Source organism: Chitinophaga solisilvae, from assembly GCF_009928525.1.
Classification (GTDB): Bacteria; Bacteroidota; Bacteroidia; order Chitinophagales; family Chitinophagaceae; genus Chitinophaga; species Chitinophaga solisilvae.
Window position 1 is genome coordinate 318926 of record NZ_JAABOK010000004.1, and the last position, 23808, is coordinate 342733.

Here is a 23808-nt window from a genome sequence, read left to right on the forward strand (position 1 = left end):
AGGTTTTGAGAGACTGTCTCTCCGGAAGAAATAAATTCTTCTGTTGAGACAGTCTTTTTTTTCAGAGATCTCATGACCAGCCGATAGCTCCCTGTTCCCCGGCAGTATGAGGTTTGTTGTGGTTGGCAATGATTGCCTGTAATGTGCTTACGGAAACATTGTAACCATGCTGACTTCCCGCAGCCGCTATGTCATCCAGTGATGCGCCTGCAAGTTTGCTTTTAACAGCCGGCTGATCGTTCAGCCATGTCAGAAATTGTTTGGTCTGGTCTTGTGCCATGATGTAAATTTTTAAAAGATGAAGAATAGGTATGTGAAAAAACAGATGAAATCATTTGAGCGTAGTGCCGGATTACCAGTTACCCCCACCGGGTACACCGCCGCCGCCACCAGGTACGCCGCCGCCACCGCCGGGTGTAAAGCCACTTAACTCTTTTTCCATGGCGGATAGAATATCTCCCAGACTAAACTGACCCGTGTTCTGAAGCAGGCTCTGAATACTGCCGGCAGATTGTCCCGCACCATTCAATACGGTTACCAGGTTATCCAGGTTATATTGCAGGTGCTGTTGCGTAAGAGATATAATATCATTGCCGGACAAATTGAAAGTTGTATGCAGGAGGTTGCCGATTGTTTTAATATCCTGTATGCTGTTCAGTTTGTTGAAAATAGTGTCGAGCCAGTGGCCTACATTATTGTGGAAATCTGTTGACAGCGATAGAGATACGTTGCCTTCGATAATATTAACCAGGTCTGTCAGCATCGCTGTATTTACATCCAGTGTGACAGAGCCGGTATGGGTGTAGCTACTGATATAGACCTCGTAATGTAATACTGCACTGGCGTCAGTACCATTCCAACCGATGGTTAGGGTACAACTTATACCGGCGGTAAGTTTGATAATACCGAGTATATTTAAATCAGCAGAACCGATACTGATAGATGCGCTGCCGGAAACAGACAGATTGTTCAGGCCCTGGAAATTGCCCGTCAGGCTGAGTTGTACCAGGGGAATAGCGGTTGTACTCAGACTAAAATATCCGCCTGATTTAGAGGCTGCAATACTGATACTTTCTTTGAGGCCCATCAGTTCCATCTGTCCGGAACAAATCAGCCCCGGCGCTGAGGAAGAGGAAGTCTGATAGGAAGAAAAAGACAGGCTGGGTCCTTTGTTGCCGGAGGTATCTGTGATGCTGAAGAATGCCTGTTTCCAGACAATGATGGGCGCCATTTCCGCCTGTATGTTTATGCCCTGACTGCTCACGCACGTCACATCCACATCCAGGTCGAGGAAAAGGAAATTCAGTCTGCCGGAGAGCATCATGCCCTGCGGATAATAAAAGTTGCCGATATTGCTGCCCGCCGGATCCGGAACAAAGTAAAACTGAATCTCCTTTGAAACATTTACGCAGTTGCCGGTAGTATCCTGCACCAGCTGGTAATGCGTGATAAGGGAACTATTCCCGGAGCCTGTCAGGCTCGTGATATACCAGCGTGCGTTGGCTGCATCAGCAAAAATGATTAATGTGCTGCTGTCTGCCGGAAAGCTGCTCAGGTGGCCATATTGCATGAACAGTTTACTGACGGTGGCAGTATCATTGCTGTTGAGTGCTGTTACCAGGTTGCCGGTATCGTTGCCGGTTACGGCAAAGCTGCCGGCGGGGCTGCCGGTTAAACTGATGTCTGACAGCAGATCTGCTACCGGAGCTGGCAGGTTGCCGGCGTTGGTGAAATGATTGACGATGTCGATTAAGCGCAGGTCGCTGATAGCTCCGGCCACCATGCATTTGGCAGGGTCGGTACTGTCCAGCAGTACCGCAATGGAACTATCGAACAGTCCGGCTGCGGCTACTTCTGCCGTGAATCCGAGGCTGGGCAATCCTTCCAGGGAAATACCCAGCTGCAGCCCTACGTTGGCCAGCTGCACCGGCCCGATGGTGATGGGAACGGTGTTCTTCATGGTACCATATGCGAAGAAGCCGTTGGGTACCATGGCTAAGGTAACGTTGAAGGTAACAGGCGTCTGCTGTATAAGTGTCTGCACGGTAGCGGCCAACCCCAGTGTGAAGCCGTCGGCGCCGCCGGCGGTGACAAACAGGGTGCCGCTGAGCGTTGTATTACTGTAGGCCAGACTGCCCGCAGCGCTGATCTGCGACGGGTCTTGTGCCGGCGTAAGAAATGTCTGTAAGGTAATACCCAGCTGAAATTGTTCTTTATCTGCCAGGTATGCCAGCAATACATCCAGTTGAGTGTTGGCGGGGATTTTGAGCAGCTGCATGAGGGCAGCGAGTAGGTTGTTGTCTGTTGTGAAACTGGTGGTGGTATAGAGATAGAAGCCTTTGCTGACGCCGTTTGCACTGGCCGGCAACTGAATCTTTGCATTGTTCAGCGCTGTATTGTTAAACTGCTGAAATCCCGGAAAGGAAAACTGCTGGTCGGCAATAGAAGAAACGATCAGTACGAGATCATCGAACGGAAACCATTTTTCAAATGTCGTTATTGCCTGAGATGCAGGCAGATTGGCGAGCATCCCTTTATCGATCGCAATGCCTGCAGCAAAGCCCCAGTTACCTGCCGCCGTTTTTTCTATGGCGAAAAGCAGGCAGCCCAGTTGTGCAATGGCAGTAGCCAGCTGGAAATTATAAACGCCGTTGGTTTGCAGCAACAGTACACTGTTATTCGTCAGCGTAATATCAAAGCCCTGCGGCAGGGTAACAGCGGACGGTGCAAAAGTCTGTATCAGCTGACTGAGCTGGATCTGAGGGACGAAGGAGCGGATGATAATATTGCCGGGAGTTGCATAATACAGGTTCAGGGAGAAGTAGTCGTTTAATTGGATAATACCGCCGATACTGCCGGAGATGGCGCTGTTCTGATAGGTACATGCCAGCGACACATCCGAAACAGTGAGCGTTTCTGAACCTACGGTGATACTCCAGGGATTGGGCGCAGCAGCCATCAGCATAGCGAAGGAGTAGGACTGGCCGGGTGTTGCGCTGACGCGGAAAGTATCTACGGTAAGGTCCGACGGAGCGGGGATCTGCGGGGCATAAGCCTGCAGTATCTGCTGTAGCGGGATGGTTTCCTGTTCTGCCATCTGTGCATATATGGTAAAATTGTTGCCGGAAGATGCGGTTACGGTAAACGGAACATTTTCAATTTCCAGTGTGGCGTTGACGGTTACTGTGTAGTTGTTGTCCCCGTATAGCTCCGGTGCAATGCTGAAAGGATTGTCGATTGAAAAGGTGCAGGAGATGCTGTCAAGTTCCAGGTGGCTGCTGTTATGATCGCCCGGCCAGATGTTCCAGTTAAGGCCCGGCATACCAATGGTAAAAGATGTGTTGGTCAGCGCGATGCTGTCAGTATAGCTGTAATCCAGCGCCAGGCTGAGGTTCATCAGTTGCAGATCCTTTACGGCATGTTGTATTCCGTCAGGCAGCAGTTGCAGGGGATCATCGGCCGACCCGGTGATACCTGCCAGCTGCGTTAAGTTGCCGATGCTGAGTCCCTCAAAGGTAGTGTAGAGCACAAGCTCGTCGATACCATACTGCACAGGCGCGGTAATATCCGCTTTAATGGCGCTGTTGTCAATACTGATACTGCCGGTATATGCCTGTAGGGGAATAAGTGCCGGGCTGGTATCTTCCATTATCCAGGTGTCATCAGGCGGTGTATAAAAGTAAATGCTTTCTGCCGCAAAGGCAGCGAGAGAAGTATTGTTCTGCTGAATGTTGTAGCAGAGTTGAAGGGGTATCTGCAGGCAGATTCCCGGAATACGGTTAAAGCCATCAGCCGCTATCTCCCACGGATATACGACTTTTCCCGGTATGAAGGGATGTTGAGCAGCATAGCTGGCAGGAGTGGTGATGCTGTTGGGAAACCAGATAGTACCGAAGATGACCAGGTCTGTGGTGGATTGGAAGATCGTTTCCACCAGTGCCAGTATGGTATCGGGTTTCACGTTGGCGGTAAAATTAAGTCCCCATTGCAGCGGTACATGAAAGGAGGTGTCCTGCTGTGGCTCGCTGGTCACTACGAAGTATGCGTTGTAAATGGTCAGTGTATCCAACGGGGTTATGTACATGGGTGTAACCTGTTCCGTCACCCTGTCGAAGTTGATAGGCTGTGTATTATCCAGCACCTGCGGTAATCCGGGAAAGCTGTTGGAGAAGCGCCATTTCCCCTGGCCGGGATTTATTTCCGGCAGCTGATAACGGATAAGCAGCTGCGCATCTCCGTTGGCATCGGTATAGAAGGTAGCAGATACCGGTAATGCAGCTATCTGCTGATAGGTAGCGGTGCCGGTGATGATGAAGGAGTTGGTATCGCCGGCGGTGTACTTCGCGCCGGCGATCTGCAATGGCTGGTTATTGTAGCAGTATTGAAGAATGTTGTCGATGTTGCTGCTCAGTTTACCGCTTGCCAGCACAATTTCCCCGGAAGGAATGCTGTAGTCTGCGGCGATACCTAATGCGGCGGCGATATCAGATAATTGCATAAAATAACGTTGAGAGATGAATGAATAGTAGCAGTGTTATTGTGCAAGAGGGAGCGGGTTGTAAATATGCAGTTCCTGGGCAAAGAAATAGCCGGGTCTGCAGCCAGGGTCCGGCAGTTGCAGGTTTGCAGGTAACGAAACTGTTCTTTGTGGTGAAACCGGGACAGAAGAGCTGTTGGCGCGGCGGAGCTCTACCTGAATACCATTTCCCAGGCCGTCAGTTCTGAGAATGTATCCTTGTGGAATTGCAGCCACCTTATCCGGCTCAATGGGCATGCCTCCGGCAACCAGCAGTTGCAGAGAAATGGGAGGAGTGGAATATACCAGTTTATTTAAAACGCTATATTGCTTTTTTAATACGCCTAATGCATGTTCCAGGCATATCTCCATTCCGCAGTTAATGCCGTTGAAATTGAATATGTGTTTTCGTTTCTTTGACTGTGTGGAGTAGGTGGTCCATATATCTGAGGGGGCAACTCCGTTATTGTTACCGGGAAATCCCCGGTAAACCTTTGTAGGTAAGCCGTCAATATGAGAGGCTACCACTTTTTCATTAGTAATATAATTACTTTCAAATAATTTGCATATGGCTGTATTAAAAAACACATTTTCCTGAGTATCCGGTCTGTCGCCTATAGTTCCGGTGCTTTGCCACATGATGCTTCCGGGAATTATTAACCAGTCATTAAAGCGTGTGTCCTCCATTAGTAAGGAGAAGCTGAATTTCAGAGACTGATATTCTGTATAGGAGTATGCCGGCCAGTCTGAAGTATTGGGTAGTGCATAAGGTCTGAAATAAAACTCCGGCGCCAGAAAAACCTTCAGTACGTTGCTGTTATCAGAACTTTGAATTGCCTGGTATGCCTGCAATAGTACCATATACAATCTGGCCAGTCTGCATCTTGCGTCCTGATTGCTCACTCTGTTAAGAATTTCATTTATCACCGGATCATTTGCCGGCAGATCGGGCGTATCGCCAGGTGCTATGGGAAGGAAACCATTCTGGCCATATCCGACGGTTGGTACCTGATAGCCGATATATCGAAAATGAGTGTATGCCATAGCGTTAATATTTTACAGGGTTTTAATTGTTTTTTCAGGGTTGGCTGTAAGGGTTGCAGGTGCAATACCTGCAATGGTTTTATGATAAAGGCAGTTCAGGATAAATGTTCAGCGCCTGCGGAAAGGAGTAGCCGGCATTACATCCTGGAGGGTCTTGTACTGCCATGCTATCGGTTAGTTTCCATGTTTGCTGTATAGGAAAAGATTGACCGTTTGGATGGATAAGTTGTGTCTGAGGCACGCTTGGGTTATACAAACCATCATTGCGTAGTACGTATGCATTGTTTGTGACAGCTATGTTGCTGGGTTGAATAGTCATTCCACCGGCAATAAGTAGCTGCAGCTGAATAGGGATAGCTGTAGAACCTGAAGGGATACTTGCTATGTATTGCTGATAGGCCGTTTTCAAAACTCCCATATGATGTTCCAGACATATTTCCATTCCACATTTCACTTCATGGAAATTAAATATATGCTTCGCCAGTTTTTGATTGCTTTTGTATCTGGAAGTTGTGTTGGTAAATACCGTATTCGTGAGTGTTGAAATGGGGGTGCCGTTAGCGTCTAGTAATGGCATTCCATCAATGATGGAGGGATAAGCCTTTTCATTAACCTTATATTCAGAAGCTCCGCAGAGAGCAGTATTATAAAACAGTTGCCAGTCCTTTGGCTCTCTTTTACCTATGCTATTTACGTCACTCCAGATAACACTTCCTGGTATAATCAGCCAGTGCTGAAACCGGTCGTCTTCAATAAATTCACCAAATGCCTCTTTCAGATTGCAATAGTCAGCATAGTTATATGCAGGAGGCAGACCTGCAATTGTACTTTGATATGGACGGAAGTAAAATTCTGGTGCAAGAAATACATTCATGGTCACATCATCAGCAGGAATGTTCTTCTGTGCATACAATAATACACTGAAAAGCCTGGCCATTCTGATTTTTGCATCGGTATTACTTATGCTACCCAGATACTGTATAGCCTGATTGCAGTAGGACGTATTCGGAGCTAAAACGGGCTCATTCCCTGGCAACATGCCGCAAAGCTGCTTCCCTATCAAACCCACAGTGGGTACCTGGTAAGCTATGTATCGAAAATGCGTATAAGCCATAACGTTATATTTTATATCAGGGCATTTAACATTGCACTGATTGATGGTGGCTGCAAATTCAATTTTTACCGGCACGTTATGGCAGGCAGAAACACCTGTTTTAAATCAGGTGTTTTTACCTGGGGAAAAGTCAGGGAGATAATGTAAGACATATGCTTTTTGATACCGGAGAAGTAGGAGGTGTATCCCTGCAGGCGATACAGAGCATGCTGCGGTCTAGGGGAGTGGAGTAACGCTGTCGGTTGTCTGCTCCGCCTCATTATCATTTCAGTGGTTATAATACAGGGGCCAGAAGGCGGTATCAAAGTATGACGGGCCGCCCTGCAGCGTTTTATCGGTAACGATGGCGGCGCCTTCGCGGTGATACCAGGAAGTGGTCATGTAACGGGGATCGGAGCAGTCCAGGCGCACCCCTCTTTTCAGCAGCAGTGTATCCAGCCGCCAGCTGTATTCTTCTTTCAGGTGTATCCCGTTGGCGCCTGCCTGATAAAAACTACGCACCAGGCCGGAAAGACTGTCATACCGGGCTTCGCAGGCATTACGCGGAATGATGGCCGTCCGGAAGCTGTCTCCCCGCTGCAGATAAATATGCGTGGTGCGCATACCGTATACATCTGCCATGCCGGTGGCTGCAATATCCGGCTGCCGGTCGCCGTTGATGTCAGCCTGCAGGAACTGGCTGGCCTCAAAGCCGCTGTCAGCCAGCTGCCAACGGGTATGCCGCAGAAAGGTATATACCTGCGTATCTGTTTTCATCATCATCACAGAAACACCTTTCAGCGGAAAGGAATCCAGTGTGATAATACTCCCGCGGGGCAGTCCGGCCATTTCTTCCAGCTGCGTGCGGAGCGCAGGGGGAGGAGTGCAGGCGCACCAGCAGACAAGCAGCATCGCGATATAACGGTAACCTTTTCCCATAAGCAGGAACATTTTGAAGGAATACATCTGCAATATAGCTGCAGTTATGATTTACCAAAATGTTACATCTAAAATATTGCAAATTTGTCCAATTTAGCTAAATTAGAAATACCAGCATCATTTCGTGAATGCAAAACAGGTGATGCACGTAGTAATTGATGCCAATATCCGAAGTAACCATTTTGCCGCACATTTAGCCGGATACTCCTATTAGAAACAAGCAACGAAAGTAATGTGAACGCATGTTTGAATGTGATTTTTCCTCCGGGCAGTGCCCATTTCATCCACCGGTACAGGATAACCATTGAGCAATGGTTGTTACACTTCCGCACGGTATAAGACTGAATGCCCACAGACACAGCCGCTTCAGGTATTTTCTAACCAATAATATAACAGTATGCAAACAACTAAAACTGCCGCAGCAGCGGGTATCGCCCGGCTGCGGAAAAGCTATTCCGGCTTGCTGGCTTCCGGAAAAAAATTATCCCTCCTCAATCTGCTCGACGGTCCTCATCCCAGTATTGCCGACTATTGCAGAAGCTATCATCCCAATGCTGCCAACGATCAGCTGACTTCAGCCGTTAAAAACTGGAGTCACAGCTACGGCATCTGGCTACAGTCAGGCGAACATTATCTTACCTGCGCTACTTACCTCTTCCCGGCGGCCGACTATCAGCGAGGGGTATACGTAGTTAAAAACTGCGCCGTGGATTATTACCTGAACGAAACCATCGGCAGGGATGTATTCCGGAAATTATCGCCGGCACGTCAGCAGGAAGCGGCACGCATGATCCGGCGTATGGCTTCCCTGTCAGACAACTTTCAGCTGCCTGCCCTTCCGCTGCCCGTGGAAAGCGCCAACTATGAAATGCTTTGCGAAATCCGTGATACTTCTCCCGATGCCTGGTTCCGCGAATTCCTGAAAATGTATTCCTACCATATAGGTATTACCCACCGGGACACCACTTCCGGCGGATTGCAAAAGGTGCTTAACGTGAACGAATATATTAATTTACGGCTGCACACCTCCGGTATGCCGCATATTCTGCTGCTGATAGAATATGCCACCGGCAGGTTCCTGGACTGGAAATGGCTGGAACGGCAGGGAATGAAAGCAGACATGGAACAGTTACAGCGGGATACTGCCTTGTTCGGCGCGCTCTCCAACGACCTGTTCAGCTTTGAGAAAGAAGTGATCGATTGTCATACAGATACCAATCTGGTGGCCGTGTATGCGCTGAATAACCCCGAACTCCCGCTGCCGGCCGTTATTAGACAGGTGGCCGCTATCGTGAATAAATGCCTCTCCGGATATTTTGAAACCGTGAGCCGCATGGAGAACAGGCTGCGTATGCTGGAAACCACCCATGCCCCCGAGGTGGAAGATATGAATGTGTGCCTGCATGGTATCAGGCAGTGTGTGCAGGCTTCCTGGATATGGCAGGTGTACACCCGCCGCTACAAACGTATGGACTCCATTTTCAGGGAAACAACCCTGCAGGAGGCATGAAGTAAAGCAGAAAAAACGTATATAGGGTAGCGTTATTACCGTATATGCTCTACCGGAGCAGGTATTACTTTATGGAGCAGTGCGCGCAGGTCTTTCATGGTATAAGGCTTTGTCAGCACGCCATCAACGCCTGCTTCGGTCAGTTCGTTTTCCATACTGCCGGCATCCATACCGCTGGCGATCACCACGGGAATATGCCGGGTATCAGGATGCTGTTTCAGCAGGCGGCAGGTTTCTATACCATTGAGCCGCGGCATGTAATAGTCCAGCACAATGACATCTGGGGATTCTTTCTGTGCTTTTTCTATGACCTCTATGCCGTTCTCTGCGCCGCTGACACGGCATCCTGCAATGGCCAGGTTTTTTTCCATCACCTTGCGGCTGAACTCATCATCATCCGCTACCAGTATATGATAGGGCATGGGCGCCATGCCGGATTCCGTGGTGTTGTCCCGCAGATCCGCGGTGGTGCCTTCCTGCAGGGGCAGGGTCAGCGTGAACGTGGTGAGGTTGCTGGCGCTGGATACCTGTATGCTGCCTTGTAACATGCGCACGGAATTGGCGCAGATGAACAGCCCCAGCCCGGTGCCTTCTATCCTGGCGCTCTTGTTGGTGATGAAGGGATTGAAGATATTACGCTGTATATCTGCCGGAATCGTATCCCCGGTGTTACTTACCCTGATCGTGTAATTCCGGATGCCCGTACGTACCTCCACCTGAATAACGGTATGCTTATACGAATACTTCAGGGCATTGCTGGTAAGATTGGTGAATATCTCCCGGAAGCGGAAGAGGTCTGTATAAATGACTGTGGGAAAGGAAGGGTCAATGTTCAGTTCTATTTTCAGGTTCCTGGACTGTGCGGACATTCTGTCCAGTGCAATAATTTTCTGCAGGTATTCCCGGAAATCCACCGGTTCAATGTTATTGTCTACTTCCCTGCCGGATTCTTCGCTGGCGGTGTTCAGTACGGTATTCACCACGGTGGTGGCATTGAGGGCTACCTGCTGCAGGTGGTCCACCATCGGTTCTATGGTTTTAATATTTCTGCCCAATGCTATTTCTCTTTTAATATAGCCAACCAGGTTACCTATTTTGAACAGGTCGTTCCGTAACTCATGCGATACTACGCTGTACAGCATTGTCTTGAAGCGGTTAGCCCGGGTCAGTTCCTTATTGGCGTCGTTGCTTTTCACATAGCTGGGCTTGGCAATGACGAGTACGAGGAACATGGCGCCGCTGATAGCCATGCTCTGGATAATCATGGCGGCGGTATTGGAAACCGTGAGGTGATTGGTATAGAAGTAGCTGACCTGTAATCCTGCCAGGGTGATGATGGCGGCCACCAGGCAGATATTGCGGTAGATTTTTTCTTTCTTCAGAAATATCAGGTAGTTGATGGAGATGAGAAACAGTACCATGAAATGTAACTGCAGCATGGACCCCATGATGGCGCCGAAGTAGCTGATGGCGGTGCATTGAAGAAAGAACAGCACCAGCCCGGCCTGTTTGTGTTTTTTATAGTGATTCAGTACCAGCACCAGGTTATTGATCAGGAATTCCAGCGCAACGGCCAGCAGAATGGTGGTGCTGTCTGTCAGGAAATATACGATCGGTGCAATGATAAGAATACAGAAGCTGATACCGGCAGCAATGCGGTTTACCATAACGACTCTGTTGATCTGTTCGTCATCGGTGAGGTATCGGGTTCCTATGTTAAACAATCGATTTAGCCACGGGAACATGGAATGGTTTGCCTGAGGGTTCATAGTTTTAGTCATGTTGGTCCTGATAATCTTGCAGGTATTCTATTTTAACTGGGGCGTATGCAAATCCGGAATAAGTCTGATTCTTTAAATTTCTTCAGTTGTAATCGCTTGCAGTGTAACAGGAGTGCAGGCCCGGTAATAACAGTGTACTATATGCAATATACGTTAAAAAATGGTTAATTGGATTTCTCTCCGTCAGGTTAATAGTTATTCTTTTTTCAGCACCTGTGACCTGACGGTATTGAAAAATTCCGGCGTAAGTCCGAGGAAGGAAGCGATGTATTTCTGTGGAATACGCCGGTCAAATTCCGGGTATTTATTCCTGAAATACCGGTAACGTTCTGCTGCGGTCAGCTGATGCGCCTGCAGCAGTTTTTCCTGATAAACGGCAACTGAATACTGGAACAGCTTACGGTAGAAATGCTCCATGCAGGGTACTTTCGCCAGAAATGCTTCGAGGGCTTCATCTCTTATCAGGAAAACTTCAGCGTCTTCCAGCGCCACTACTTCATACCGGGAAGGGGTTTTATAAATACGGCTGTTCAGATCTGAAATCCACCAGTCTTCAATAGCCAGGTAAACGGTATGTTCTGCGCCTTCAGGATCTTTAAAAAAAGTACGGAGACTGCCTTTGTTGACGTATCCTTCGTAATCGCAGATTTCACCGTACCGGATGAGGTGCGCTCTTTTCTTTACCTGTTTTACTTCCAGCAGCGAGCAGAATTCATCGGCTTCTTCACTGGTTAATGTAACGTGTCGGGCAATATTTTTCAGTATTTGCTGGAACATGGTGGTATTGTCTGCCTGTCTGATTTCTAAAGGTACCTTAATTTTTTGAAGGGTAGCCGCCGGTTAATTTTGTCACATAAACTTACACACTGTGCTATGTGGCAATTACGTATTCAACTGACACTCCTGCTGTTGCTGGGAATAACCGCTGCGGGCCTGGCTCAGGACCCGGTACTGCCGGCCGCCAATTTCGGAATGGCTAATATCCAGGACGGCGTTTCTCCCGGTCCCGGATTATATTATGTGCAATACCTGCAGATTTATCAAGCCCGTGAATGGAGAAATGCTCACGGCGAACAGCAGGAGGATGCCGCCGGCATCAGCTCCCTGTTATCCATGCATCAGCTGATATATGAAACCAACCGGAAGGTACTGGGCGGAAATCTTGCTTTCAGCGCCTTGCTACCGGTGGTGAAGTTATCATCATCCGGTGGAAATCATGCGCCCACCATCAATCCCGGCGTTATCGGGGGATTCATTTTCGGCCCGGTGATACAATGGTCCGACAGAAAGTTGCTGGGCCTGTCTTACTGGCACCGGGCGGAAATAGATCTGGCTGTTCCTGCAGGTGCGTACAATACACAATATGCGGTCAATCCTTCTTCCCGTTTTTTTACACTCACCGGCTATTATGCCTTTACGCTGTTTTTCACCAAAGACCTGAGCGTAAGCATGCGGCATCATGTTAACTATAACTTCAGGAAGATAGATGCGGATACCCGTGCGGGCATGTTCTACAATATGAACTATTCGCTGGAGCAGCGTATTGCCGGCTCGCTGCGCGCAGCGGTAGCAGGTTATTACCTGCGGCAGTTCACGCAGGATGACTATCGCGGCGACCGGCATTACTATCAGCGGACCTACGGTATTGCCGATACGCGGGAGCAGGTGCTGGGCATCGGCCCGGGTATCAGTTATGTGACAAAGGGCGGCTTGGCGGCAGAGGCGAAGGTATTTTTTGAAACGGCAGCGCGTAACCGTACTGCCGGCGTGCGGCCTACGCTGAAAGTGGCCTATAAATTAAACTGACGTATGAAGAAAGGGTTTATCACGGCCATCGGGTGTGTGATGGCGGGGGCGGTCAGCTTTGGCATTCTCGGCACTTTTGTGAAGCTGGCCCGCGGAGACGGATATGATGTACCTGCCATCACTTTTGCGCAGGTATTTACCGGGCTGGTATTCCTGTTGTTGCTGAATGCATTGCCGCCAGGCAGGCGGGAGGCAACACGGTATTTCACCGGCAGGGAGAAGCTGCTGGTAATATTGCACGGTGGCTGTGTGGGCCTTATCAGCACAGAACCCTGTACCTGGGCATCGGTTGTGTACTGATGGTTTGGATTAATATCAGGAATTACGAATTACGAATTGCGAATTACGAATGAAGAAGCGAAGACATAAGCGGATAAAGAATGGATATTTTATAGTTATCCACTTTAATCTTCGCTTCTTCATTCGCAATTCGTAATTCTTTGCTAACTTACTGCCTTGAATGGATATTTTATAGTTATCCACTTTAATCTTCGCTTCTTCATTCGCAATTCGTAATTCGTAATTCGCAATTCTTTGCTAACTTACTGCCTTGAATGGATATTTTATGGTTATCCACTTTAATCTTCGCTTCTTCATTCGTAATTCGCAATTCGTAATTCGCAATTCTTTGCTAACTTACTGCCTTATTCCAAAACTATGCTCCGTTATTTCAAACTATCCCTCTTACTGTTTATCTGCCTGCCGGCTGTAGCCCAGAAACCGCGCAATGAATTACATTTTACCAGCAGTATTCAGCAAATGATTACCGTGTATAAGGGTACTATTTTCGTGAATGGAAAAAAGGCATTCCAGTTTGCGGCCGACAGTATTAATTACAATAGTAAACGCAACCGCCTGGTGGAAAGTGATAAGTCTGTTTTCCTGTTCCTGGAGGTGAGTAACCGCCCGCAGAAAGACCGGCTGATCGTGTTTAATGTTGAGTATTCACGCGCTGATTCTATACTGAGCGCAGTAAGTTCTGATATCAAGGACTGGGATCGCGACGGTAACAGCGAGTTCGGCGGCAGCGAGCTGACGGCTACCTATCCTGCAGCTGATTCCATGTATTATGTGCCGTCTAAATTCTATGAAATCAGGAAAGGGAAAATTACCTATGATGCTGAGCTGACTACCGCCACCGATCAAAAGGTAAACGGTGTTTACCTCGCTTCGCCATCAGATAAAAATGGTAAATGCTGCCAGGTGATTCCCAAACCTAAAAAGCGCGCCCACTAGTATTGTACAGCATATTATTTATACCGTAAAGGCTTCGGGTAAACAGGCCCGGAGCTTTTTTATTTTAGTACCCCGATTATCATTTCTTCAGCAATATTTTCTTTACCTTCAGGTTACGGTTATTTACTGCTTGCGGTCACTCATTTTCTCCGTAGACATTTAAGCCCGAACGCAAATACTTTGATTGTTAAACCATGATAACGGAAAACCATATATCCGGATAATTGCTATTCCTGCGAATGATAGATGTATATGATGCATGATCCGTCAGGCCTGCACTGTGCATGCTTTTCATTCCTATGATACTTTATTAAGCCACTAAACCTCACACATATGCCACATGAATTGCTGGATAGCCAACGCCAGTATACTGCCACCCCGTTTGTTGACGAGAAAAAAACACCCGGCGCCCCCGTCCGCGAAGACGTAATCACTATGTTTGAACTGCAGGCCGATCGTACGCCGGACGCTATCGCTGTAGTTTTCCACGGACAACAGCTCACTTACCGGCAGCTGAATGAACAAGCCAATCAGCTGGCCCGTTATCTGCAGCAGCAAGGCATTACAGCGGAATCGCCGGTGCCTGTATGCCTCCACCGCTCGCCTGCGCTGATTATGGCAGTACTGGCGGTGCTGAAAGCCGGCGCCGCCTACGTGCCGCTGGATCCGGACTACCCGCAGGCACGCCTGCTGCATATCCTGCACGATACGCAATACACACTGATGATTACGGATGAACAAAGCCGGCATCAGCTGCCGGCGGCAGACAAGGTTATTATTCCGCTGAATGCCCCGGAAATACAGGAACGATTGTCCGTATTGTCTGCCGCCAATCAGGAACATCATTATCATCCGGACAGATGTACCTACATCATCTACACATCCGGATCTACCGGCACGCCCAAAGGTATTCAGATGCCTGACAGTGCATTGTCTAACCTGCTGCTGTGGCAGAGGGACCAGGTAGATTACACGCTGCCGCACCACGTGCTCCAGTTTGCCAGCATCAATTTCGATGTCAGCTTCCAGGAGATATTCTTCGCACTGTGCTTCGGCGGCTGTCTGCACCTGATTACAGAAGAGGAGCGAAAAGATATGGCTATCCTCAGCCGGAAAATTATCTCCGGTCAGATCAACTGTTTATTTCTTCCGTATATCGTGTTGCAAAGCCTGGCGGTATATGCGGCAGACAGCAGCCTGTATCCCGGCGCGTTGCTGGATGTATTTACAGCAGGTGAACAGCTGAAGCTGGGCGCTGATCTGCAGCAATTCATGGAGCAGACAGGCGCGCGGCTGCACAACCAGTACGGCCCTTCAGAAGCGCATGTAGTAACGTCCTATACCGTGCAGGCAGCTGATTACCAGCATCGGCCGCTGCCGCCGGTAGGCCGGCCCGTATACAATACCGTACTGTATATTGTAGATGAACAGGGGCATCTGTGCCCGGCAGGCACACCGGGAGAACTGTATATCGGCGGTGTACAGGTAGCGCGCGGATACCTTCACCGGCCGGAGCTTACAGCCGACCGATTCATTGCGGATCCCTTTACACCTGGAGGCGGCAGACTCTATAAAAGCGGCGATATATGCTGCCTGCTGCCGGATGGAAATATTGAGTACATCAGCCGTAAAGATGACCAGGTAAAGATCCGCGGATACCGGATAGAACCAGGAGAGATAGAGAGCGTAATCGGACAGTCTGGTCTGGTTACCCAGGCAGTAGTTATGGTAAAGGAAGATGTACTGACCGGGAAGAAAATCGTAGCATATGTGGTGCTGAAAGAGCAAGCCGGTACAGCAGCCCTGCGGGCTTTTCTGGCAGACAGGCTGCCGGATTACATGATGCCTGCCGTATTTATGGCGTTGCCGCATATACCGGTGACCAGCAACGGTAAAGCAGATAAACGGGCATTGCCGGAGCCGGATGCGGCAGCCTTCCGCCGCAATGCCTATACCGCACCGCGTACAGCCACGGAAGAAACGCTGGCGCAATTATGGACCTCCCTGTTGCAGCTGCCTGCTCCTGGTATCCACGATCATTTTTTTGAACTGGGCGGTCATTCCCTGCTGGCTATGCGCCTGCAATCCCTCATACGCAGGCATCTGCAGAAGGAAATATCCGTAAAGGAATTGTTTGCACATCCTACCATCGCGCAGATGGCAGAGTTGACAGACCTGCGGGAACACTGTGCACAGCACATGATCGGTACAGAAGACAGGCCCGCGCTGATGCCGTTGTCATTCAGCCAGGAAAGGCTGTTCTTCATCGATCAGCTGGAAGGCAGCGTACAATACCATATGCCACTGATCTTGCGGCTGAAAGGTAATCTGAATACACCGGCGCTGGAACAGGCTTTACAGTACATCACCGACCGGCATGAAGTGCTGCGCACAGTCATACATACCACCGGTACACAACATTACCAGCATATACTGGAGAAAGGACAATGGCGTGCTACGGTCATGGATATACGTAATAATCCCGGCGAGGCCGGCGTTATCCTGTCATCACTTATTGAAAAGCCATTCAACCTCTCGCAAGACCACCCGCTGCGTGCGCACATCATCCGGGTAGAGGACGCGGATCACCTGCTGCTGCTGACGATGCATCATATTGCATCAGACGGCTGGTCGCTGCAGGTGCTGACTACTGAGCTGAAGACCTGCTATGAGACGTTCTGTGCGGGTGGCATACCAGAGCTGCCTATGCTGGAAATCCAGTATGCGGATTATGCCCGCTGGCAGCAGACCTATCTCACCCCCGCCCGGCAGGAAGCGCAGCTGCAATACTGGCGTAGCCAGCTGGCGGAAGCAGTGCCGCTGCAACTCCCGGCAGATTTTCCGCGCGCTGCCATACAACGCAGACGTGGTGCAACCGTGCCGGTGAATATAGATAAAACGTTAACCGCACAGCTGCAGCAATTATCACAGGCAGAAGGCGCTACGCTGTTTATGACGCTGCTGACCGCTTTCAATGTATTGTTGCATCGCTACAGCGGACAGCAAGATATATGCGTAGGCATTCCTGTGTCCGGCAGGCTAAGGCAGGAAACGGAAAGTCTCATCGGCTTCTTTATCAACTCCCTGGCGCTGCGCAGCGATGTGCAGCCGGACCTGTCTTTCCGTGCATTGCTGTCACAGGTGAAGCAAACCACGCTCGATGCCTACGCCTGGCAAGAGGTGCCGTTTGAAAAGGTGGTGGAGGCGGTGGTGAAGGAACGTGATGCCAGCCGCAGCCCGCTGTTCCAGGTGATGTTTGTATTACAGAATATGCCTGAATCAGCACTGACGGCGTTGGGAGAGATGACCGTTACAACAGAGCAGCCGGTATCTTCCACTTCCAAATTTGATCTTACTTTTCAGCTGGAAGAAAGTGCCGGTGGGCTGATCGGTAGGCTGGAATATTGTACGGATTTATTTCTGCCGGAAACGGTATTGCGTATGGCCGCGCATTTCCAGGCGCTGCTGCAGGCCATCGTGCTTACGCCTGACAGCGTCGTAGCTGCGTTACCGTTATCTGCTGAAACAGATATGCCACCCCTGCAGGGAGCCTGGAATGCTACCGCTGCCGATTTCCCCCGTGATAGAACCGTGGTACAGCTGTTTCGTGAACAGGCTGCCCTGTCTCCGTCTGCCGCCGCGATAATGACAGATGATATTACGTTGTCTTACGCCATGCTGGACCATCTATCCGATCAGGCAGCACAGCAGCTGCATGCTGCAGGATGTGGCAGCGGCGGGCATATCGGATTGTTGTCCCGGCGCGGGCCGGAGATGATAATCGCCATGATGGGTATTCTGAAAAGCGGAAATGCCTATGTGCCGTTTCACATCGATTATCCCGCAGCGCGGCTACGCACGATGATGGAAGATGCGGGGATAAAACATATATTTTATACAGATGAAAAACTGTTTGCCGCCAGCGAAGTGCCGGCAGATGCCGGTATTGCGCTGTCAGCTGCAGCAACGTTCCCGCAGGCGCCTTTGCCGGTAACGGCAGACAGTAACGCGACCGCCTATATTATGTATACATCGGGTACCAGCGGCCGTCCTAAAGGAATTGCCGTGAGCCACCGGAATATAGCGAAGCTGGCATATGAAACAGGCCCGGTTGCCTTGCAGCCCGGCGACGTATTGCTGCAATGGTCCAACTACGCATTCGACGGATCCGTGTACGAAATTTTCGGTACGCTGCTGCAGGGCGCTGCGATGTGCCTTATCAGGGACGAAGAGGCCGCGGATATTGCCGCTTTATCGCGTTACATCAGGCAGTACCAGGTGACACACTGCTTCATGACCACCGCGTTGTTCAACAGCTTCGCAGATACCGGTCTGCCTGCGCTGCAATGCCTCCGCCGGCTGATGTTTGGCGGAGAAGCTGTATCTGTGCCGCATGTACACAAAGCATTCGACGCCCTGGGACCCGGAAAGCTGGTGCATGTGTACGGCCCCACAGAAACTACGGTTTTTGCTACCTGGCACCTGGTTAATAACGTAAACGACTATACGTGTATTCCAATCGGCCGGCCGTTGTCCAACACGCAGGTGCTGGTGCTGGATCAGCTGGAGCAGCCTGTGCCCGCCGGTATTCCGGGCGAACTGTATATCGGTGGTGAAGGGGTTACCGCAGGATATGTCAGCAATCCGGAGCTGAGCGCCGCTAAATTCCGTACGCCTGCCTGCGCTGCCGGCCGTTGGTATAAAACCGGCGATATTGTGCGGCAGCACGCGGATGGCGCGCTGGAATATATCAGCCGTAAAGACGACCAGGTAAAGATCCGTGGTTACCGTATTGAAACCGGCGAAATAGAACAGGCATTGCTGCAATGTGCGGCTGTCACAGCCGCGCTGGTAGTAGCCCCCACCGGCGCTGACGGCGTGCGGTGGCTGCTGGCCTACGTTATTCCTGCTGGCCCGTTTGATGCCGCGGTGCTGACCGCACAGCTGGAAAGCAGGTTGCCGGCCTATATGATTCCGGCTGTTATCATGCCGGTGGAAAAATGGCCGCTGACCGTCAACGGTAAAATAGACCGTAAAGCCTTGCCACAGCCGGAGCAACCGGCAGCACAGCGCAGTTACACCGCTCCTGTTACGCATGCGGAAACAGTGCTGACAGCCATATGGGAGTCCCTGTTGCCGGTAAAACCCATAGGCATACACGATAATTTCTTTTCCCTCGGCGGGCACTCCCTGCTGGTAACACGGGTAGTCGCCGCCATCCGCCAGCAACTGGAAACAGAGCTGACCATCCAGGATGTATTTACGCATCCTACCATACATACGCTGGCAGCCTATATGGAAGGATTGCAGAAAGGCCGTGCACTGCCGCCGCTCACCGTGCAGCCACGCCCGGAAAAAATTCCGCTGTCCTTCGCACAGGCGCGCCTGTGGTTCCTGGACCGCATGCAGGGCAGCGTCAACTATCATATTCCTGACATGCTGCTGCTGGAAGGAGAACTCGATATATCCGCACTGGAACAGGCGTTGCAGGCAGTAGTAGAAAGACATGAAGTATTGCGTACCGTATTCAGCGCTGATGAAGATGGCTCCTGGCAACAGGTGCTGCCGGCGGCTGACTGGCAGCTGCAACACGTTACAGCATCTTTTGAAAATATGGAAGCCGTGACCCGCTACGCGGAGATGGCTACGGTACAACCGTTTGACCTGACCGCCGATTACCTCTTCCGCGCACAGCTGATAAGGCTTCCGGAAGACAGACATGTGTTGTTACTGGTCATGCACCATATAGCCGCCGACGGCTGGTCGCTGTCCGTACTGGCTGCCTCTTTCATGGAACTGTACCGGGCATTTCATCTGCAGCAGCCACCGGCATTGCCTTTGCCGCCGGTGCAGTATGCAGACTATACCCTGTGGCAATCGCAGCACATAAGAGGTACTTTGCTGGACACGCAGCTGCAATACTGGAAGCAGCAGTTACAGGATGTATCTGTGCTACAGCTGCCGGCAGATTTTACAAGACCAGGCATACAAAGTACTGCCGGCAATACGCTCTTTTATACCATCCCCGTACCTGTATTGGGGCAGCTGGAACAGTTGTCCAGGCAGGAAGGCACGACGCTGTTTATGACCTTGCTGGCCGCCTTTAAAGTGTTGCTGTTCCGTTATACGCAGCAGGAAGATATCTGCGTAGGCAGTCCGGTAGCACATCGTACCCACCAGGAAACAGAGCAGCTGATAGGCTTCTTTGTCAATACGCTGGCGCTGCGCAGTGACCTGAGCGGTGATCCGGCATTCCGTACCTTGCTGGCCGCCGTGAAAGCTACCTTACTGGATGCCTACATGCACCAGGATGCGCCTTTTGAACAGGTAGTAGATGCCGTAGCAGGAGGGGAGCGCGACAGAAGCCGTACGCCGCTGTTTCAGGTGATGTTTATCCAGCAGAATCTTCCTGATATACCAGACCTGGCATTGCAGGATCTGAGGGTATCCCGTCTGCCGGTACCTATCATCACCTCCAAATTCGACCTGACGGTTGAAACTACCGCCACACCGGCAGGATTACAGCTGCGCGTGGAATATTGCAGCGACCTCTATGAAGCAGATACCATCCTGCGGATGATGCAGCAGTATGAACAACTGCTGCTGGCCATTATTGCAGCACCGGAAAGCCGTATCGGATCATTGCCGCTGCTCACGCCGGCAGCCACACAACAGGTGCTGCATACCTTCAATGATACCTGCAGGGACCGCAGTCCGCAGCCCCCGGTAATAACGCTCTTTGAAATGCAGGCTGCACGCACACCGGACGCTGTTGCGCTCAGTTTTGGTGCAGAACGTATGACCTACCGCACACTGAATGAAAAAGCGAACAGGATAGCGCATTACCTGCAGCAGCAGGGAGTAAGGGAACATACCTTCATTCCTGTATGTATGCAGCGTTCCATGGATCTGATCGTAGCCATTACTGCGATACTGAAAACCGGCGCCGCCTATGTGCCGGTAGATCCGGGATATCCGGCTGCCCGCATCCGGCACATATTGCAGGACACGGCTTATCCGGTACTCCTCACAGATGAAAGCTGTTATGCCATCATTGCTGCAGAAGTGGACGCGGAAAAACTGCTGATACCCGCCGCCACAGACTTTTCCGGACAGACGACAGATAACCCCCTGCGCACGGATGCGCCTCACCGGTGCACTTATCTGATCTATACTTCCGGTTCCACAGGTACTCCCAAAGGCGTGCAGATGCCCGACAGCGCACTGTCAAACCTCTTGCTGTGGCAGCGTGATCAGGCAGGTTATGAAAAGGCTTATACCGTCCTGCAATTTGCCAGTATCAATTTTGATGTGAGTTTCCAGGAGATATTTTTCACACTCTGTTTCGGCGGAGAACTACGGCTCATTGCAGAGCAGGAACGTAAAGATATGCCTGCGCTGATGAAGGTTATTCATGATGCCGGCGTAACCAGCCTGTTTCTGCCTTATGTAGTGCTGCAAAGCCTGGCTGTATATGCGGTAGAAAACAATGACTATCCTCAACGGCTATACGACGTATTTACTGCCGGTGAACAGCTGAAGCTAGGCAGGGATATAGAACAGCTGATGACGGCCTGTGGTGCGGCGTTGCATAACCAGTACGGTCCGTCTGAAACACATGTGGTGACAGCTTACACCATCCGGCCGGAAGACTACCGTCTGCGGCCGCTGCCACCGATAGGCAAGCCGGTAGACAATACGATGATTTATATATTGTCGCCTGATGGAAACGTATGTCCGGTAGGTGTTCCGGGAGAATTATACATCGGCGGCGCCCAGGTGGCGCTGGGCTATCTGCACCTGCCGGAGCTGACAGCCGGCCGTTTCATGGATAACCCGTTTCACGCCGGCGGCCGTCTTTACAGGAGCGGCGACATCTGCCGGTGGCTTGCGGATGGCAATATAGAATACATAGGCCGCCGGGACGAACAGGTGAAGATCCGCGGTTACCGCATAGAACCGGGTGAAATTGAAAAGGTGCTGCAGGCTAGTCCGCAGGTAAAGCACGCCTGTGTAACCGTTCACGGTACCGATACCGCCAGCAGGATCCTGGTAGCGTATATCGTGCCAGACGGGCCTTTCCACCGGGAGGCTATCATGGAACACCTGCGGGAACAGCTGCCCGCACACATGATTCCGGCCTTGCTGATGGAGCTGGAACAGTTGCCTGTTACCCCCAACGGAAAAGTCAACAAAAGAGCGCTGCCGGCGCCCGACTGGAATGCGCAGGTATCGCAACAGCCACAGGAGCCGCGCAGCAAAGAAGAAGCGCTGCTGACAGATATCTGGAAAAGTGTGCTGCAGCTGGAAAACATCGGTATACATCAGGGCTTTTTTGAATCGGGTGGGAACTCTATCATAGCTATACGGCTCATCGCTAAGATGCAGGCGCATTTTCAGGTATCCATCAACGACCTGTTCATGTATCCTACCATTGCCGGCATTGCCAGGCATGTTGTTTACCGGAAGGATTATTTCAGCGAAAAGCTGGCAGCATTGGCTGCCATGGAAGATACCGCCGGTGCGGCGCCCGCAGATATAACCACGGAGGAGCTGTGCAAACAGGAACAGGCTTATGCAGATCAGTTCCGTCATCTGCAGGATCTCCCGCTGGATGAAAAGCTGACAACCCATCATGTACTGCTGCTGGGGGCTACCGGCTTCCTTGGCATCTACCTGCTGCGGGAATTGCTGCAACGTTCTTCCTGTACTATCCATACCATTGTAAGGGCCGGAGCAGATGCCTTTGAGCGCCTGTCTGAAAAGTATGCCTTCTATTTCGGTGAAACGCTGGATGCATACCGGCAACGGCTACACGTAATGAAGGGCGATCTGTCGCAACCCTGCCTGGGGCTGGAGCAGCCAGCACTGGATGCCTGTCTGCAACAGGTAGACAGCATCATTAACGCTGCTGCCAATGTGAAGCACTACGGCAGCTATGCTTCCTTCGAAGCGGCCAACATACATCCGGTAGAAGTGATCCTGCAGCATTATCCGCAGCACCGCAACATCGTTATACATCATATGTCCACCACTGGTATTGCCGGCGCAGCATCCGGCAGCGGACATCTCTTTACCGAAGCAGATATGGATAGAGGGCAGCCGCTCTCCAACTTTTACCTGAAGAGTAAAATGGCAGCAGAACGGCTCCTGGCAGAAGCCCGTAACAAGGGCATACCGGTGAATATTTACCGGGTAGGGCATCTTTCGTTTGACAGCGTCTCCGGCATTTTCCAGGAGAACATAGAGAACAATGCCTTCTGTCATGAGATAAAGGGGTATGTTACGCTGGGCGCTATGCCTGGCGGCCAGGGTCTGGAAATGTCGAACATCGATCAGGTGGCCGCCGCCATCCTGCTGATATCTGAAAGGAAGGCGCTGCTGAACGGCAACTACCACGTGCTGAACAGCCGCCCGTTGCCTGCCGCCACCTTTGCCGCCGCTCTGAGCAGCTACGGCTATCCGCTGACAGCCGTCCCTGCCGGCGCCTATTATACGCGCATGCTGGCAATGTATGATACACACCGGGATATGATTAACCGCCTGCTGCTGGATGCCAGTATCTTCAATGAAGAACCGGTATCGCAAGGCTACTGTCAGCTGCGCAACGATGCCACAGACCTCATATTGCAACGACTGGGCTTTCACTGGCCTGAAATAAACGAGCAGCAGATTCACCTGATGCTGGATTATTTGAGGCAGATAGCGTTTATGACGGAGTAATTACGAATTACGAATTGCGAATTACGAATGAAGAAGCGAAGAGCTAACCGAAGATTAAAGAGAGATAACTGTCAAATGTCCTCCTTTAATCTTCGGTTAGCTCTTCGCTTCTTCATTCGTAATTCGCAATTCGTAATTATTTTTATAACCAGCTGAACAA

Annotated in this window: 12 protein-coding genes; 5 read left to right on the forward strand and 7 right to left on the reverse strand. The window is 50.7% G+C overall.

From position 1 onward, the window contains the following. Positions 1 to 70 precede the first annotated feature (70 nt). The 5 genes from GWG06_RS10000 to GWG06_RS10020 all read right to left on the reverse strand — a co-directional run bounded on the left by GWG06_RS10000 (position 71) and on the right by GWG06_RS10020 (position 7592). On the reverse strand, positions 71 to 280 hold the full coding sequence (locus GWG06_RS10000) for a Nif11 family protein (RefSeq protein WP_160712972.1): 210 nt from the start codon (positions 278 to 280) through the stop codon (positions 71 to 73). A 72-nt stretch (positions 281 to 352) separates the two neighbouring features. Then, complete coding sequence (locus tag GWG06_RS10005) at positions 353 to 4498, reverse strand: hypothetical protein (protein WP_160712974.1); 4146 nt, start codon at positions 4496 to 4498, stop codon at positions 353 to 355. 36 nt (positions 4499 to 4534) lie between these two features. Further along, positions 4535 to 5560: a hypothetical protein gene (locus tag GWG06_RS10010; RefSeq protein ID WP_160712976.1), complete on the reverse strand. Its 1026-nt coding sequence runs from the start codon at positions 5558 to 5560 to the stop codon at positions 4535 to 4537. A gap of 79 nt (positions 5561 to 5639) precedes the next feature. Continuing rightward, a complete protein-coding gene (locus GWG06_RS10015) occupies positions 5640 to 6674 on the reverse strand; it encodes a hypothetical protein (RefSeq protein WP_160712978.1) in 1035 nt (344 codons plus the stop codon). A gap of 267 nt (positions 6675 to 6941) precedes the next feature. Beyond that, positions 6942 to 7592, reverse strand: a complete 651-nt coding sequence (locus GWG06_RS10020) for a hypothetical protein (protein ID WP_160712980.1) — start codon at positions 7590 to 7592, stop codon at positions 6942 to 6944. Positions 7593 to 7989: 397 nt separating this feature from the next. On the opposite strand from GWG06_RS10020, the gene GWG06_RS10025 reads away from it, so the two are divergent. Next, the gene (locus tag GWG06_RS10025) at positions 7990 to 9102 is read left to right on the forward strand and encodes a terpene synthase family protein (RefSeq protein ID WP_160712982.1); all 1113 of its coding nucleotides are present in this window, start codon (positions 7990 to 7992) and stop codon (positions 9100 to 9102) included. Positions 9103 to 9137: 35 nt separating this feature from the next. Here GWG06_RS10025 and GWG06_RS10030 read toward each other — a convergent pair whose 3' ends face one another. Then, positions 9138 to 10769, reverse strand: a complete 1632-nt coding sequence (locus tag GWG06_RS10030; RefSeq protein WP_158631327.1) for a hybrid sensor histidine kinase/response regulator — start codon at positions 10767 to 10769, stop codon at positions 9138 to 9140. Positions 10770 to 11078: 309 nt separating this feature from the next. Next, entirely contained in the window at positions 11079 to 11660 is a 582-nt protein-coding gene (locus GWG06_RS10035; RefSeq protein WP_127035046.1) for a Crp/Fnr family transcriptional regulator, read from the reverse strand. Between the two features lie 96 nt (positions 11661 to 11756). On the opposite strand from GWG06_RS10035, the gene GWG06_RS10040 reads away from it, so the two are divergent. The 4 genes from GWG06_RS10040 (at position 11757) to GWG06_RS10055 (ending at position 23648) form a co-directional block, all read left to right on the forward strand. Continuing rightward, positions 11757 to 12689 (forward strand): SphA family protein, encoded by a 933-nt coding sequence (locus GWG06_RS10040; RefSeq protein WP_127035044.1) that lies wholly within the window; start codon positions 11757 to 11759, stop codon positions 12687 to 12689. 3 nt (positions 12690 to 12692) lie between these two features. Beyond that, positions 12693 to 12989: a hypothetical protein gene (locus GWG06_RS10045; protein WP_160712984.1), complete on the forward strand. Its 297-nt coding sequence runs from the start codon at positions 12693 to 12695 to the stop codon at positions 12987 to 12989. Between the two features lie 357 nt (positions 12990 to 13346). Beyond that, positions 13347 to 13925, forward strand: coding sequence for a hypothetical protein (locus GWG06_RS10050; protein ID WP_127035040.1), 579 nt, complete (start codon positions 13347 to 13349; stop codon positions 13923 to 13925). 333 nt (positions 13926 to 14258) lie between these two features. Further along, positions 14259 to 23648, forward strand: coding sequence for a non-ribosomal peptide synthetase (locus GWG06_RS10055; RefSeq protein ID WP_160712986.1), 9390 nt, complete (start codon positions 14259 to 14261; stop codon positions 23646 to 23648). Positions 23649 to 23808: the final 160 nt, after the last annotated feature.

Bases quoted from the DNA above. Each gene is read 5' to 3' on its own strand.
- GWG06_RS10000 (WP_160712972.1), bottom strand. From the start codon at position 280: ATGGCACAAGACCAGACCAAACAATTTCTGACATGGCTGAACGATCAG.
- GWG06_RS10005 (WP_160712974.1), bottom strand. From the start codon at position 4,498: ATGCAATTATCTGATATCGCCGCCGCATTAGGTATCGCCGCAGACTAC.
- GWG06_RS10010 (WP_160712976.1), bottom strand. From the start codon at position 5,560: ATGGCATACACTCATTTTCGATATATCGGCTATCAGGTACCAACCGTC.
- GWG06_RS10015 (WP_160712978.1), bottom strand. From the start codon at position 6,674: ATGGCTTATACGCATTTTCGATACATAGCTTACCAGGTACCCACTGTG.
- GWG06_RS10020 (WP_160712980.1), bottom strand. From the start codon at position 7,592: ATGGGAAAAGGTTACCGTTATATCGCGATGCTGCTTGTCTGCTGGTGC.
- GWG06_RS10025 (WP_160712982.1), top strand. From the start codon at position 7,990: ATGCAAACAACTAAAACTGCCGCAGCAGCGGGTATCGCCCGGCTGCGG.
- GWG06_RS10030 (WP_158631327.1), bottom strand. From the start codon at position 10,769: ATGGTAAACCGCATTGCTGCCGGTATCAGCTTCTGTATTCTTATCATT.
- GWG06_RS10035 (WP_127035046.1), bottom strand. From the start codon at position 11,660: ATGTTCCAGCAAATACTGAAAAATATTGCCCGACACGTTACATTAACC.
- GWG06_RS10040 (WP_127035044.1), top strand. From the start codon at position 11,757: ATGTGGCAATTACGTATTCAACTGACACTCCTGCTGTTGCTGGGAATA.
- GWG06_RS10045 (WP_160712984.1), top strand. From the start codon at position 12,693: ATGAAGAAAGGGTTTATCACGGCCATCGGGTGTGTGATGGCGGGGGCG.
- GWG06_RS10050 (WP_127035040.1), top strand. From the start codon at position 13,347: ATGCTCCGTTATTTCAAACTATCCCTCTTACTGTTTATCTGCCTGCCG.
- GWG06_RS10055 (WP_160712986.1), top strand. From the start codon at position 14,259: ATGCCACATGAATTGCTGGATAGCCAACGCCAGTATACTGCCACCCCG.